This window comes from Nonomuraea sp. NPDC052129, assembly GCF_040680095.1.
Taxonomy (GTDB): domain Bacteria; phylum Actinomycetota; class Actinomycetes; order Streptosporangiales; family Streptosporangiaceae; genus Nonomuraea.
In genome coordinates this window covers 1-13296 of the sequence record NZ_JBFAVX010000030.1, presented here as the reverse complement: position 1 = coordinate 13296, position 13296 = coordinate 1, and the positions used below count along the sequence as shown (strand labels likewise).

Here is a 13296-nt window from a genome sequence, read left to right as displayed (position 1 = left end):
TGGGAGCGGCACGAAGCCGCTCCCAGGAGCCGTCAGGAGGGACCGAGCCTCAGCCGTTGAGGCTGAACACGGCGGTGGAGAGGGCGCTGACGACGTAGCGCGCGTAGAACCTGGCCGTCTTGACCATGACTTCTCCCTTCGTTCCTGCCCCGGTAAGGGCCAGGAACGACTGTCGTCGGGGGGCCTACACGATCGCTACACGGCCACTATCGGCGCAGGTCAGCGCTCTCCATCGCGCGCTGGACCGCGTCGAGGAGGGTGGCGGCTCTACGGTCAGGTGTTCCTTCCTGAATGTGGTTCATGACATAGCCGAACGCGAGGCCGCTCGCCGGGTCGGCGAAGCCGAGCGATCCGCCCATGCCGGGAAACCCGAAGGCGGTCGGGCTGTACCAGAAGGCGTCGGGTGTCGGCAGGCCGAAACCGGTGCCGATCCGGACGGGTACCCGAAGGATGCGGTCGACACCACTGACCTGCTCCGCGGTCGCCGCCGCCAAGGTCTCGGGGGAGAGGATGCGCTGCCCGTCGACCTCGCCGATGAGCGCGGCGTAGAAGCGGGCCAGCGCGCGGGCCGTGCAGATGCCGTTGGTCGAGGGCATCTCGGCGGACTGCTCGTCGGGATTGTTGTGGTCCAGCGCGGGCGTGATGATGGTCATCAGGGACCGCACGGTCAACGACGTCGGATCGGTATAGACCGCCATCACCTCGCGCATGGGCTCGGGAAGGGCGTCCAGGTCGATCCCGGCCAGCGCGTCCAGACCGAGCGGGGTGGAGATGATCCGGCTGACCCGATGCCGCTCGGCTTTCGGCAGCCCGATCCACAGGTCCAGGCCGAGCGGCCCGGCGATCTCCTCGGCGAGGAACGTGCCGAGGCTGCGGCCACTCACCCGGCGGACGACCTCGCCGACCAGCCAGCCGTAGGTGTGCCCGTGGTAGCCATGGTCGGTACCCGGCTCCCAGGATGGGCGCTGGGCCGCCAGCGCGGTCACCATCGGGTCCCAGGCGATGGCTTCCGCCGGGGTGATCGGGTGGTCGATCGTGGGCAGTCCGGCCTGGTGGGTGAGCAGCCAGCGGACGGGGATGCGGTCTTTGCCGTTCGCCGCGAACTCCGGCCAGTAGTCGGCGACGGGTGCGTCGAGGTCCAGTTCGCCGCGCTGGGCCAGCAGGTGCGCGCAGACGGCGGTGATGCCCTTGGTGGTGGAATAGACGACTTGCAGGGTGTCGCGCTCCCAGGGACGGCCGGTCTCGGGATCGGCGATTCCGCCCCACAGGTCGACGACTTTCCGGCCGTGCAGGTAGACGGCCGCCGCGGCGCCCACCTCTTGGCCGCCGGCCAGATTGGCGGCGAATGCCGTACGCACTTCTTCGAATCCTGGTGCGGTGCTGCCGCCGATTTCGGGCATGTGTCATCGCCTTCCGGTCTTGTGGCGTCGCCGGGAAGTGCTAGTCGCGCCACTTCTCGATGAGCCAGGCGCAGACTTCCGGCTCGGTCATCTCGGGAAACTCTTCGGTGAACGCGAGGAGAGCGCGCAGCGCCTCGCCCCGCTCCAGGCCGCGCGCCGCCGCGTGCCTGAGGTACTCCTGACGTGCGGCGGAAGGACGGCCCCCGCCCGCGCCACGGCCAGGCAGGCCGTTGCGCCACCGCACTATTTCCGCCAGTCGATCAGCCCGCCAGCCGGGAACCCCGTCGATCTCGACGTCGGGCTCGGGAAACGGATGAGTCGAATCGCTCGGATAGCGGGAGCGCCATTTGTGCACCGCGTGCCGGCTCACTCCCAGCGCTTCGGCGATGCCGATACCGCCGAGGTAGTGCTCGGTCATGATGCACCAACTTCTCTGTCCGGCCTCCTTCGTGGATCTCATGACTACCACGCCCGAGGTGCTGTACCGGGCGCGGCCTAACCTTGTCTCTGTCGTAGACAACGATAGACCGGTGCGAGGAACATCGTCAACGGCGGAGACGAAGTTTCCGCTGGGGCCTGATTATGGCGACTTCGGGGATAGATGGGAAAACCTTACGAAAACCAGGAAGAAGCGAGCGGGGCGGGCTGTCCGTGAAACGCGGCAGCTCTTGATACTTTCGGCTTATATGGTGCCGAAGATCACGGAAATTCGGGATGGAAGTCTTCGGTCGCATATGAGGCATGACATTCGCGAGCCAATGGAACCGCTGTCATTGCCGTAGCCGGAACAATCGCACGTCAAGGAGGTCCATCATGGACTGGCTGAAGACCGCCCTATCTGTGGGTACGACCATCGGCAAGATCGCGGGAATGCTTCAGGGTGCCAATGGCACACTCGTTCACCTCGGCCCAAAAGGTTCCGGAGTGAATCCCGAGATCGGCCAAGCCATCTTCTTCGTGGGTGAGAACGGAAAACTTTACGCGGCCAATCAAGGGGACGTCCCGATGGGCATCCACTTCCCGGCCGGCCGAGGCGAGGTACCAGCCGCCAACACTTATATGATCCCGCGGCGCGAGCGGTTCAACATAACAGAGGCGTTCAATGTGTACGCCCAGGCGGAACAGGACCAGCTCATCATCACCCCTGTGGAGGTGATGTCCGCCCCAGGCGCACGTGCGAACACGCATGCCACCATCCAGGCGCAGGGGACCAACGTTCCCGCGGGTGTGACGGTCAAACTCGGCCCCTACATCGAAGTGACGGTGAACGCGTCGGACAGGACGATCCTGGTCACCGTCCTCGGCGGTCTGGCCCTGCTGGGGATCGTCCTGCTCAACATCAACGGAGCCGGTGACACCTTCGCCAATCTGGCCAACCTCGCCTTCCCCAGCGAGCATGACGGGGAGACGAAGAGCATGACCGTCCCGATCCCGGCCGGCGTCGAGGCGAGCCGGGGTCTGGAGTCCATCGACATCACCGTGGCGATCGAGGACCTGGAAACGCTCCTGGAGCGCTTCTCGCAGGAGCACGCCGGCCTGATGGAGCCGCTCTCCGAGAAGGACTGCCAGCGGATCGCCGCGTACACGGGCGCGTAACGGCGCCAACGTACGTGCCTGCGCCGACCGCGCAGGCACGTACACGTGGGTTCAGAAGCCGATGATGTTGCCTCCCAGCGATACCCATTCGGGCGACCAGGATCCGTCCGCCTCCTGCCACTTGTGCCACAGGACGTAGTCGCCCAGGTAGAAGGCCTCCAGGCGGCCGTCGTAGGTGGCGGCCAGCTGCGGGTTGCTGTCCAGCACGCCATCGAGGCTGCTCCACGGCCCCCAGCCGCCGGTGGCGGTCTGGCAGATCTGCCAGGCGGCGGAGTCGGTGCCCCGGGTGAGGACGACGAGGCGGCGGTGCATGTCCTGGAAGACCGCCGGGGTGCCGGTGGTGCTCCCGCCCTTGAGCCACTGCCAATCGCCCCAGTCGCCGTTGGCGGCGGTCTGTCCGATGTGCCACAAGGCGTCGCCGGAGCGGCGTACGAATACCTCCAGCCCTCCGTCGGCCCGCTGGAACACCGCCGGAGTGTCGACCAGGCTGCCGCCGAGGTCTTTCCAGTCGCCCCAGGCGCCGTAGCGGTTGGTCTGGCAGATGTACTGCAAGGTGTCGTCGCCGCCTTGTACGAAGGCGGCCAGCCGGCCGTCGGCGGTCTGGAACACAGCCGGGTCGCTGCGGAGTTCGCCGCCCAGGTCCTTCCACCCGCTCCATTCGCCGTACGGCATGGTCTGCCAGCAGTGTTGCAGGGTGCTGTCGGCTCCGCGCATGAACAGGGCCAGTCGCCCTTCGGCGTTCTGGAACACCGCGATCTCGCCGCCCAGACACTGGCCGCCGAGGTCGTTCCAATGGTCCTCCCAGTCGCCGTTGGGGGACTCCTGCCGCTTGTTCTGAACACGGCCTTCGGTGTCCGGGGCGAACACCTCCAGACATCCGTCGGCGTTCCGGAAGACGGTCGGAGGGGTGCCGAACGTGCCGCCGAGGCTGCGCCATTCGCCCCAGTCGCCGTTGAGGGTGAGCTGCCAGACGTGCTTCACCGTGCTGTCGGCGCCTCGGGCGAACGCCTCCAGGCGTCCATCGGCGTTACGCGCGACGCGGATGCTGGCGAGGGTGAGGTCCATGAGCAACTGCTCCTTACGCAGAGTGGTCGTTTGGTAGCAATAAGTCAACCACAGCGTATTTCGCCAGCCTAAGGCGGCACGATGGAGGCGTGGCGCAAGCCTTTCGGCCTTCACGTATGGATGTGCGACACCGCGCGTACCCTGGAAGTGAAGGTGAGGGACCGTGATGACCACACAACACCGGGACGCCGCGCTTTCCCCCTCGGAGCAGGCGACCATCCGACAATTGCTCGACGCCGACCGTCAAAGGACCGAAACCCGCATCGTGGTGCTGGGCCATGATCGGGACGAGATGGTCCAGTCGGCGGCGCAGTCGGCCGCCGACGACGAGCACGACCCCGAGGGGACGTCCACCGCCTTCGAGCGGGCCCACGTTGAGGCCCTGCTCGACCAGGCCCAGACGCACCTCGTCGACCTGGACCTGGCCGTCGAGCGGCTGCACGACGGCACGTACGGGATCTGCGCGAAATGCGGGCAACGCATCGCCATCGAGCGCCTGATGATCCTGCCGGCCGCCAAGATGTGCGTCAGCTGCGCCGCCCACCACCGCCGCTGACCAGCGCCTGGTGGCTCAGGTCCTGCGTCGCCAGAGTTTGCCCGTCGCCAGGTCGAAGTAATAGACGCGTTCGCTGTAGCCGCTGCGGACCAAGAAGGGGCCCTCTTTCGACCAGCCGAGGGCGACGTCAAGGAAGTCGTCGCCGGGGAACCTGAGAGGGACGCTGGCCAGCCGCTTGCCGGTCTCTGGGGCGAAGGTGTCGACCCGTGTGCCCTGGCCTCCGATGATCACGAAGCGACTGCCGTCCGCCCGGAGGTGGTAGCTGTCGTCAGGCCCGAGGGGAAGGGTCATCCGCGTCCGTCCGCGGTGATCGAGAACGAGCACCTGCGATTGCGTCGTCACCACGATCCCGCTCTCGTTGAGGTCATGGACCTTCCGGGCGCCGGGGAGTGACACCGTGGTCCAGGTCTTGCTGTCGGTGACCTGGGCGCCGTCCTTGGCCAGGGCGATGTACCTGCTCTGGCCGGCGAACGTCGCCGTCGGCACCGCCGTGTCCGGGAGAGCGGCGGTGAGGTAATGAATGCCCTTGGCGTCCTGATACACCATGCGTCGATCGTTTCTGTCCAGGTAGACGACGGCCTTCTTGTCGGAACTGCGCACGAACGGTGCCGCTTGGGGCGCGCCGCCTTTCCTGATGATGTACGGCGCGGCCTGCGGGAATGGCTGCTTGTTCACCATCCACGTGCGGCAAGGGTCGTCCCTTTGGTCTGTCCACGGACAGGTGGGTCGCTTGTATTCGCTCACCGTCCTGAACTCGGCCCGATAATCCGGGAACGACAAGGGCGGCGTGTATTCGGGCAGTTCACCCTGTAGCGGGTGCCCAGGAGTGAGCAGCGTGGCCGAAAGCACGATTGCCGTTCCCGCCAGATAGACGCTCCGCGTCGACCATTCGCGGATGGTCCGGTCCGCCTCATCCGGTGCTTCGGGCCGGGCGCTCAGTTTTCCAGCGGCGCGGGGTACGGCCGCCGCCACGATAATCACGATGGCGGCATGGGTCAGCCGCGCCGGAGTGATGTCCTGGCTCGCCAGCAGATAACCGCCCGCTACCACGGCGCCACCCAGGCCGAGCAGCCATGCCGTTCGATACATGTTCGCGTCGTCATGGGCAGGGAGCGTTGGGGCCGGTGGTCGTACATCGCGGAAGACGGAAACGGCGCACCAGCCCAGCACCAGATAGAGCGGGTCATTGGTGAAACAGGCCAAGGGAACAGCCGGGACGAGTGCGATCAGCCGCCGTCGGCGCAAGTCGGCGAAATGGTCGATGACCTGGCGGGCGTTGGCCGCCGTGACGGAAAGGCCCATCAGCGTGGCGAACCTGGTGAGCCGCTCCGATGTGACCGGTACGGCCGCCATCAGCACGGTGACCACGGCGACTACCCAGGAGATCATCGGAGGTACCGTCACGAAGTGCCACCATATATGGTGCTATATCGTGAGTTCGGATGATATATGGCGGCAATTTGGCATCGCTACGTGGCGTGCTCAGCGTTCGCGATTATCGGCTATGGCGGCCGGCGGCCTGACGCTGGTGATTGTCGCGGCAGTCCTCTGGGGAACCGGGTCGATAACTCCGCGTGTGCAGTGGAGTCTCGAGGCTTTGTTCCTCCACGCGGAGGTGGACCAGAATGGCGTCCTGTCGACGCCCGTGTATATCGAGCTGGAAAACGAGGGGATGGCCTCGTTCGTTCTCACCGGCATCTCGGCGGAAATACCTGGGCTCCGCCTGCTACCTGCTGATCAGGCGAAAGGGGAGAGTTCCGTGGTCGCCGTGGAGGGCGATGACCGGCAAAGCGTGGAGAGGCGCATCGTCATCACTGACTGCGCGGCGGTGCCCCACGAGCCCCAGCCGATCCGCTTCACCTACCGAACCTGGCTGGGTCCGGGCTCGGCGGAGGTGATGGGCAACTCATGGGGGCTGCCAGGACTCACCGGAAGTGTCCCGGTCGCCTGGCAGAGAGGTCTCGCGGCCGAGGTCTGCAATGACGCGGTGAGTCCAGATTGGCCCTGACAGGTAGCTCATCCGTGGGTAACGGCCAGCCGGGAGGGTCGTGGGGCATGCCTCCTGCCGCGATGATCGCCACCGGTTTCGTCTTCACGTTCGGTGCCCTCAGTTTCAATGGGTTCGACCTGCTGTTCGACCCCGCCGGATGGTTATTGTGCGCGTCCGGGCTGTCTAAGCTGCAGCGGTCCGTCGACGACCCCTTCAGCCGGGCCAGGTCCATGGCTGCCGCCATGGCCTGCGTCTCGTTCATCGCCATGATCGCGTCCGGTGAGCGCCCGAGCCGTAGCCTGGCTGTTTCCCCCATCACGTTCACGCAACTGATCGGAATCGCCAACACGCTCGGCGCCCTGCTCGCGGTCTGGCTGATCGCTGAGGCCATCGTCAGACGGATCCGTCCCTGCGGGGACATTTCAGGGGCCGCCCTCCTCGACGTGCTGCGCTGGGCCGTGGCCGTTCTGGGAGTGCTCGGCACGCTGGCCGGGTACGGCTACGCCGACCTGGGACCGATCACGGCCATCGCCTGGTTCGCGACTGTCGTGGTCCTGGTCGTCGTGCTCTACCGCTCGGCGCATTCGCCGTACCTCTCCCCGACATGGGAGGACCCTGTCCGTGAGAGCGCGGGGACCGCCGGTGAGGGATGGCCCTCGGGCGCTGACTAGCGCGACAGGACCTCAGGCCGCCGCGCCCGTCTCCGGCCTGGCCTCGCGCACTCCGCGCAACGCGTCGGCCCAGGCGATCACCTGGTCGAGCATGCCGTGGACCGCGGCGTCGAGACCCTCGCCGGGGACGAAAACGCCGGTCGCGAATGAGGGGAGCAGGGGGACGGCGGGCTGCGCGCGGACCGTGGCCACCTGGAGCTCGGCGAGCACGAGCCTGAGGGCCTCGGCGGCTCGGACTCCGGCAGCCCATCCGCCGTAGCTGACGATGCCGGCGGCCTTGTCGTTCCACTCCCGGTACACGTAGTCCAGCGCGTTCTTGAGCGCGCCGGGGAAGGAGTGGTTGTACTCCGGGACAAGGAACACGAAGCCATCGAAACCGTCGATCAGTGCGGACCATTCGCGGGTGTGCGCGTGCTCGTACTGCTGGAGGTTCGGATTGCCGCCCTCGTCGAGGTTGCCGAGGGGGTGGTGCGCGAGATCGACCAGCTCGTAGTCGGCGCCACCGTGAGCGCGCGCCGTGTCGAGCACCCAGGAGGCGATCTGCTCGCCTCGGCGTCCGGGTCGGGTGCTGCCGAGGATGATGCCAATGCGGAGTGCCATGACGCCCTTTCGAGAGAGTTGACGCGTCAACTCTAGGACCGGCAGAGTTGACGCGTCAACTCTCTTGGTCGGTATGATTTCCGCCATGGCGGAGACCCGTACGCTGGAACCCGAGGAGTGGGAGCTCTGGCACACCTGGATGCTCGCGCAACGCCTGCTTGCCCGGGAGTTCGAGCGTGGTCTGCAGCGCGACTGCGGCATCTCGAAGGCTGAGTTCAGCGTGCTGGTGACGCTGTGGAAGGCACCCGGCCGCGAGATGCGCGTCGGGGAGCTCTCCGAGTCGCTCGCCTGGGAGAAGAGTCGTGTCTCGCACCAGCTGACCCGCATGGAGAACCGCGGCCTCGTCGAGCCGACCCAGAGCGGGGCCGGCGGCCGCCGCACGGGGATCGGGCTGACCGCCAAGGGCCGCGAGCTCGCAGAGAGTGCCATTCTCGGGCATGCCGGCAACATCCGCCGTTACTTCCTCGACTCGCTCACGCCCGAGCAGGCCGCGGTTATGCGGGCCTGGAGCGAGCAGGTAGTCGACCGTATCGAGCCGCGCCGCGGCGAGGCCGCCAACGACCACGTCTTCTAGAGCAGGCCGGACGCTGCCCCTCGGAGGGAGTGTTCCTCCGAGGGCCCCAGCCACTACGGGCCGTCATCCTTCGCTCCCCCGGAGGGGGTAACCCTCCGAGGACCCCCAGCCACCACGGACTGTCTTCTTCCCCACCCCCGGAGGGGGTTTCACTCCAAGGGACCCTAGCCACCACGGACCGCCACAGGGATAGAGACGGTCCGTGGGACGAAGCACCTGGGGGACCTGGAGTCACCGCCCTAGCGGGTAGTGCAGACGGTTCCGTTGAGGGTGAAAACGCCCGGCAGGACGTTCGGCCCGCTGTAGTTGCCGACGAAGCCGATCGTGGTCGATGCCCCGGTCGGTAGCGAGCCGTTTCCGGGTTCGTTGACGGCCTTGACGTCCGGCCCGTTCTGCGTCCAGGTGGCGTTCCAGCCGCTGCCCAGGCTCTGCCATGTCCTGGGCCAGGTGAAGGCCAAGGTCCAGCCGTTCATCGGCGCGCCGTTGTTGGTGACGTCGATGGCGCCGACATAGCCGCTGGCCCAGTCGGTCTGGACGGTCAGTCGTACCGTACAGGAGCTCGAAGCGGGGGTGCCGGTGGTGAAGGTCAGCGGCGGGGAGGCCCACGAGACGCCGCCGCCAGTGTCGCGGGCGATCACGTTGAGCGTGTAGCGGGTGCCCGGCGTGAGGTTGCTCACCGTGAGCGAGGTTCCGGTGGTTTCGCCGAGTTGCTCGCTGATGGCTCCGTTCTGGCGGTGGAGCTCGTATTTGGCGATCGGGCGGGCGCCGGGGGAGGCGGCGGGCCAGGAGATCGTGGCGGCCCGGTCCGTCACGTCGGCGGCGGTCGGCTGTCCCGGCGCGCCCGGGCGGCCGGTCTGGGGCGTGGCGGGGTGCAGGACGACGGTGGTCATCGAGAGCGGCGGCAGCGTCTGGCTGGTCGCGCTGCCCGCGGTCGAACCGGTGATGCTCGTGGCACCGTTGGTGTGGGTCAGTACGGTCGGCGCCCCCGACGCCGGGCTGAAGCCGGAGTAGCCGATGGTGACGGGGTAGGAGGTGTCGGAGGACGTGTTGATCAACAGGACGGCCAGGTCACCGTCGGGGCGGCGGGCGGCGTGCGCGGTGACCTTCGCCTGGCCGGTCGCGGCCCGGATGAACTGGTCGCCGGGGCGGGCGAACTTGCTCATCATCTGCAGGGCGTAGTAGGGCGCGAAGGGAGTGTTCAGCTGCGGCTCGCAGACGCTTCCGTCGGAGGTGCACGTACCGCTCGACAGCAGGCCGAAGTCACCGTAATCGGTCTGTCCTTCGACCTGAGTGATGTTGCCGATGCCGTTGCGGACGTTCCACCAGTCCACCGTGAAGATCCCGTTCGCCAGGAGCGTCGCGTAGGCGTCGGCGGCGGCCAGCGCGCCGGGCTGGGTGGTGATGCCGCCGCTGCTGGATCCCGTGTTGAACTCGGTCATGGCCATGCCGATCCGCTCAGAACCGGGCCCGGCGTACTTCGCGATCTGCTGGCGGGTGAGTTGAATCATGTCGGGGACGTGGGCGGCCTTGTCGAGGGCGCCGGGGTACCAGTGCAGGATCACGAAGTCGATCTTCGGTCCGGCGATCGAGAGGACGGTCTTGTTCCAGGTGCCGTCGTCGCCGTCGGCGACTATGGCGTCGGGCCAGTTGGCGGCCGTGGTCAGCACCGCGCCGATCTTGATGGTGGGGTCGACCGCCTTCATGGCGTCCGCGTACGTCACGACATGGCGGGCGTACTCGGCCGGACTCTTGTCGGCATGATCGTCCGCCTCCCAGGCGGAGCCGTAGTGCCCGTTGCCGTAGTTCTCGTTGCCGATCTCCCAGTATTTGACGCCATAGCCTTTGGTGATATTGGCCTGGCGTACCCAGGCCGCGGCCTCGTCGGCGGTGCCGGTGCCGTAGTTGGCGGTCACCATCGCCTGCGCCCCGGTGCGGCGCACACCACTCATGAAGGTGTCGAAGTCGGTGTTGGGCGCCACATAGCCGCCGGGGGCGGTGTGAGTGGCCCAGTGGTAGATGTCCGAATAGGAGCCGCCGGGATAGCGCAGCAGCTTCACCCCGGCGTCCTTGAGCAGGTCGGCGGTCGCGTTGGTGCCCAGGTTGGTGTCCCAGATGGCATGGTTGGTGCCGATGCCGGTCTCCGGGACGGTGGCAAGCGCGGCGCGGGCGTTGACGGTCACCGCGACCGGGGTGACCTCGTCGGCATGCGCCGCGGGGACGTTCAGGGCGGTCAGCGTCAGCAGGACGGCGGACGCGGCTCGTAATGCGAATCTCGGCATCGGTGCACCTCGCCATGGGTAGCGGCATTCACTCGACGCCCCCTCCTGCCAGGCGGCAACATGATCATGGGGTGTGGCGTCATGCCCGTCAACCAACGGTGAAACTTTCACGCCGACCGGCCGCCGACCCGCGGATCCGCCCCACACCATCATCCGGCCTCCGCATGTTGACCGCCCCCACCCAGCGGGCAGGGGCGGTCATGGCGGCGGAGTCAGGAGGACGGCTTGTGGTCGGTCCAGCCGGCTTCCAGTACGGCCTGCGAACTCCACACGGTGCCGGCCGGTAGGGCGGTTTGGCGGCCGCCGGGCTTCACCACGACGCTCTCGTTCCCGAGCGCCCGCCCGGTCGCCTGGTCGAAGATCAGCCGCCGCTCCACGACGCCGGAGCCCTTGGTGTGCTCCTCGATCGCCACGGCCGAGCCTTGGCGGCCCTCCGCGTCCGTGACGCCCTCGATGACGTCGACGGTGTCGAGGCCGGCGAGCATCCGGAAGGCGGCACCGCGTACCTGGGGAGTGACCGGCATGTCGGTGATCAACCCCACGCTCACGTCGAAGAGCCACATGTCGGCCGGCATCGGCTCGTCGGCGGACTCGGTGTCATGCCCGTCGTACGAGCGCAGCAGCCACGCCTTGAGCTCGGCCGAGTCGGAGGGCAGCCCGAGCAGATCCTTCATGGTGACATTCCGGCCGAGCCAGAACACCTTGTCCCCGTCGGTCAGCGGGCTGTGGCCGGTCTGCGTCCTTCCCGGCGTGGTCGAGAGGGTCATCGGCCGTGATTTGCCCGGCACCGAGACCTGGATCTCAGCCGGGGAACCGGCCCGCTTCCACGCCTGCTCGTCCGCGGCGGTGGCCGGTCGCGCGCCGAGCGGCTTGGCGCTGCCCCACTGGTCCCCGCCGGTGGCGCGGGGCGTCCAGCCCTCGCTCCGCTGCCGGTCCATGACCAGGTAGCCCGCGCCCACGGCCGGGAACAGGGTCCGCCGCACGGACACCGTGTGCCAGTAGGCGCCCGTGCCAGCGGGCTGGCGGTCCGCCTTCTCGGCGGCGGCCAGCAGGATGTCCCGAGCCGAGAGCCGCACCGTGGAGGTGGACGCGGGAGCCGGCTCGGGTGCTCGCGGCGGCGTACCGCCGCTGCCGGAGACCGCGACGGCCACGACAGCCACGGCGGTTACGGCCGCGGCGCCGACGAGACCGAAGCTCCACAGCGGCCGGGCGGCCCCGCGCCGGGGCAGCCGGGCCGACCGGGGCTTGGACATGGCGTTCGAGAGCTCCCTGGTCCTGGTGCGCGTGTCGACCGGCGCGTCGCCGAGGTGCGCGGGCCGGGCCGCCCGTAGTTCGTCGATGGGGTTCATGACCACTCCTCACTGAGGTTCTTCACCCGGAGCCGGGACCGTCCCGTCGGTTCCATCGCCTGCTTGAGCCGCTTGCGGGCCCGATGCAGCCGTACGCGGAAAGCGGCCGCCGAGCAGCCGACGACAAGGGCCGCGTCCTTGGGGGACAGGCCCTGCCAGGCGATGAGGATGAGGATCTCCCGGTCGTCCTCCGGCAGTTCGGCCAGCGCGCGCAGTACGCCGAGCCGCTCGGTCACCTGGTCGGCCACGTCGCCCTCGGTCCAGGCCCGCAGCTCCGCGTTCAGGGCCTCCCGCCGGGTCTCCGCGCGGATGTTGTCACGCAGGACGTTGCGCGCGACTCCCAGCAGCCAGGGCAGGGCCGGCTCCGGTACGTCGTCCAGCCGCCGCCAGGCGATCGCGAACGTCTCGCTCACCACCTCGTCCGCCACCTGCCGGCCCGCGCGACTGACCACGTACGCCCACACGCGTTGTCGGCATTCGTCGTACATGCTGGTGAACCGGTGCGAATCATCCGTCACCGCCTCAGCCCCTTAATCCCGGACATGGTTCTTCTGACACCAGGAAGTGGTCTGAGCATCTTCGTTGTTACGCCAGTCAAGAAATATCCGGATGACCTACCGCTCAGGCAAAGAGGGCACCTATGACCGCCCTCGTGCGCGGCCGGCGGTCACGTGAGCCGCGCCCGCCAGCCGTACGGTCACCGCCAGGCCGCCTTCCGGCCGGCCCACGGCCGTCACCGTGCCGCCGTGCGCCCCGACGATGGCCCGCACGATCGACAGCCCCAGCCCCGCGCCACGCGCCGACCGCACCCGGTCGCCCTGCAGCCGGCGGAACGGCTCGAACAGGTCGTCCACCTCGTACGGCGAGACCTGCGGCCCGGTGTTCTCCACCACGACCACCGCCTCGTCTCCCTCCTGCCGCAGGCGCAACCACACCTCACCCCCGCGGACGTTGTACTTGATCGCGTTCTCCAGCAGGTTGAACACACAACGCTCCAGGAACAGCGGGTCGCCCACGGCCACGGCCTGCCGCACATCCTGGTGCACGGTGATGTGCCGCTTCGTGGAGGCGAGCTCGATCTGCTCCAGCACGGTCCGCACGATCTGCGGCAGCTCCACGGGCTTGCGGATGGCGAGCTCCTGCTCCGACTGGGCCAGCAGCAGCAACCCCTCGATCAACCGCTCATAACGCGCGTTGGTCCCCAGCAACGCACGAG

The 13296-nt window shown here is 67.9% G+C and carries 14 protein-coding genes; 5 read left to right on the top strand and 9 right to left on the bottom strand.

Annotation, left to right across the window (positions count from 1 at the left end; genetic code table 11):
* Positions 1-206: 206 nt before the first annotated feature.
* Together AB0L53_RS43600 and AB0L53_RS43595 are read right to left on the bottom strand one after the other, a co-directional pair.
* Positions 207-1400 carry a serine hydrolase domain-containing protein gene (locus AB0L53_RS43600; protein ID WP_364007783.1) on the bottom strand — a complete coding sequence of 398 codons (1194 nt, stop codon included), beginning with the start codon at positions 1398-1400 and terminating at the stop codon, positions 207-209.
* A 40-nt stretch (positions 1401-1440) separates the two neighbouring features.
* A complete protein-coding gene (locus AB0L53_RS43595) occupies positions 1441-1818 on the bottom strand; it encodes a hypothetical protein (RefSeq protein ID WP_364007780.1) in 378 nt (125 codons plus the stop codon).
* A 395-nt stretch (positions 1819-2213) separates the two neighbouring features.
* On the opposite strand from AB0L53_RS43595, the gene AB0L53_RS43590 reads away from it, so the two are divergent.
* A complete protein-coding gene (locus tag AB0L53_RS43590) occupies positions 2214-2996 on the top strand; it encodes a hypothetical protein (protein WP_364007777.1) in 783 nt (260 codons plus the stop codon).
* A gap of 51 nt (positions 2997-3047) precedes the next feature.
* Here AB0L53_RS43590 and AB0L53_RS43585 read toward each other — a convergent pair whose 3' ends face one another.
* Entirely contained in the window at positions 3048-4061 is a 1014-nt protein-coding gene (locus AB0L53_RS43585) for a hypothetical protein (protein WP_364007774.1), read from the bottom strand.
* Between the two features lie 166 nt (positions 4062-4227).
* On the opposite strand from AB0L53_RS43585, the gene AB0L53_RS43580 reads away from it, so the two are divergent.
* Positions 4228-4617 (top strand): TraR/DksA C4-type zinc finger protein, encoded by a 390-nt coding sequence (locus tag AB0L53_RS43580; RefSeq protein WP_364007771.1) that lies wholly within the window; start codon positions 4228-4230, stop codon positions 4615-4617.
* Between the two features lie 15 nt (positions 4618-4632).
* Here AB0L53_RS43580 and AB0L53_RS43575 read toward each other — a convergent pair whose 3' ends face one another.
* Complete coding sequence (locus AB0L53_RS43575; protein WP_364007768.1) at positions 4633-5820, bottom strand: hypothetical protein; 1188 nt, start codon at positions 5818-5820, stop codon at positions 4633-4635.
* Between AB0L53_RS43575 and AB0L53_RS43570 the strand changes: the two genes are divergently transcribed.
* Positions 5807-6625: a hypothetical protein gene (locus AB0L53_RS43570; RefSeq protein ID WP_364007765.1), complete on the top strand. Its 819-nt coding sequence runs from the start codon at positions 5807-5809 to the stop codon at positions 6623-6625. The genes AB0L53_RS43575 and AB0L53_RS43570 overlap by 14 nt on opposite strands.
* A gap of 47 nt (positions 6626-6672) precedes the next feature.
* On the top strand, positions 6673-7278 hold the full coding sequence (locus AB0L53_RS43565) for a hypothetical protein (protein WP_364007763.1): 606 nt from the start codon (positions 6673-6675) through the stop codon (positions 7276-7278).
* 12 nt (positions 7279-7290) lie between these two features.
* On the opposite strand, the gene AB0L53_RS43560 is transcribed toward AB0L53_RS43565, so the two are convergent.
* Positions 7291-7878 (bottom strand): NAD(P)H-dependent oxidoreductase, encoded by a 588-nt coding sequence (locus AB0L53_RS43560; RefSeq protein WP_364007760.1) that lies wholly within the window; start codon positions 7876-7878, stop codon positions 7291-7293.
* Between the two features lie 85 nt (positions 7879-7963).
* On the opposite strand from AB0L53_RS43560, the gene AB0L53_RS43555 reads away from it, so the two are divergent.
* Positions 7964-8452 carry a MarR family winged helix-turn-helix transcriptional regulator gene (locus AB0L53_RS43555; protein WP_364007757.1) on the top strand — a complete coding sequence of 163 codons (489 nt, stop codon included), beginning with the start codon at positions 7964-7966 and terminating at the stop codon, positions 8450-8452.
* Positions 8453-8691: 239 nt separating this feature from the next.
* Here the strand turns inward: AB0L53_RS43555 and AB0L53_RS43550 are convergent, their stop codons facing one another.
* From AB0L53_RS43550 to AB0L53_RS43535, 4 genes are all read right to left on the bottom strand, one after another.
* A complete protein-coding gene (locus AB0L53_RS43550; RefSeq protein WP_364007754.1) occupies positions 8692-10731 on the bottom strand; it encodes a cellulose binding domain-containing protein in 2040 nt (679 codons plus the stop codon).
* Between the two features lie 212 nt (positions 10732-10943).
* On the bottom strand, positions 10944-12080 hold the full coding sequence (locus AB0L53_RS43545) for a CU044_5270 family protein (RefSeq protein ID WP_364007751.1): 1137 nt from the start codon (positions 12078-12080) through the stop codon (positions 10944-10946).
* Positions 12077-12598, bottom strand: a complete 522-nt coding sequence (locus tag AB0L53_RS43540; protein ID WP_364007748.1) for an RNA polymerase sigma factor — start codon at positions 12596-12598, stop codon at positions 12077-12079. The genes AB0L53_RS43545 and AB0L53_RS43540 overlap by 4 nt, the downstream gene beginning before the upstream one ends.
* A gap of 120 nt (positions 12599-12718) precedes the next feature.
* A partial coding sequence (locus AB0L53_RS43535; RefSeq protein WP_364007745.1) for a sensor histidine kinase occupies positions 12719-13296 on the bottom strand: 578 nt, incomplete at its 5' end.

What these genes read in the sequence shown, in the direction of transcription:
- AB0L53_RS43555 (WP_364007757.1), top strand. Translation starts at nt 7,964, where the DNA reads ATGGCGGAGACCCGTACGCTGGAACCCGAGGAGTGGGAGCTCTGGCAC.
- AB0L53_RS43590 (WP_364007777.1), top strand. Translation starts at nt 2,214, where the DNA reads ATGGACTGGCTGAAGACCGCCCTATCTGTGGGTACGACCATCGGCAAG.
- AB0L53_RS43565 (WP_364007763.1), top strand. Translation starts at nt 6,673, where the DNA reads ATGCCTCCTGCCGCGATGATCGCCACCGGTTTCGTCTTCACGTTCGGT.
- AB0L53_RS43580 (WP_364007771.1), top strand. Translation starts at nt 4,228, where the DNA reads ATGACCACACAACACCGGGACGCCGCGCTTTCCCCCTCGGAGCAGGCG.
- AB0L53_RS43560 (WP_364007760.1), bottom strand. Translation starts at nt 7,878, where the DNA reads ATGGCACTCCGCATTGGCATCATCCTCGGCAGCACCCGACCCGGACGC.
- AB0L53_RS43585 (WP_364007774.1), bottom strand. Translation starts at nt 4,061, where the DNA reads ATGGACCTCACCCTCGCCAGCATCCGCGTCGCGCGTAACGCCGATGGA.
- AB0L53_RS43550 (WP_364007754.1), bottom strand. Translation starts at nt 10,731, where the DNA reads ATGCCGAGATTCGCATTACGAGCCGCGTCCGCCGTCCTGCTGACGCTG.
- AB0L53_RS43545 (WP_364007751.1), bottom strand. Translation starts at nt 12,080, where the DNA reads ATGAACCCCATCGACGAACTACGGGCGGCCCGGCCCGCGCACCTCGGC.
- AB0L53_RS43600 (WP_364007783.1), bottom strand. Translation starts at nt 1,400, where the DNA reads ATGCCCGAAATCGGCGGCAGCACCGCACCAGGATTCGAAGAAGTGCGT.
- AB0L53_RS43595 (WP_364007780.1), bottom strand. Translation starts at nt 1,818, where the DNA reads ATGACCGAGCACTACCTCGGCGGTATCGGCATCGCCGAAGCGCTGGGA.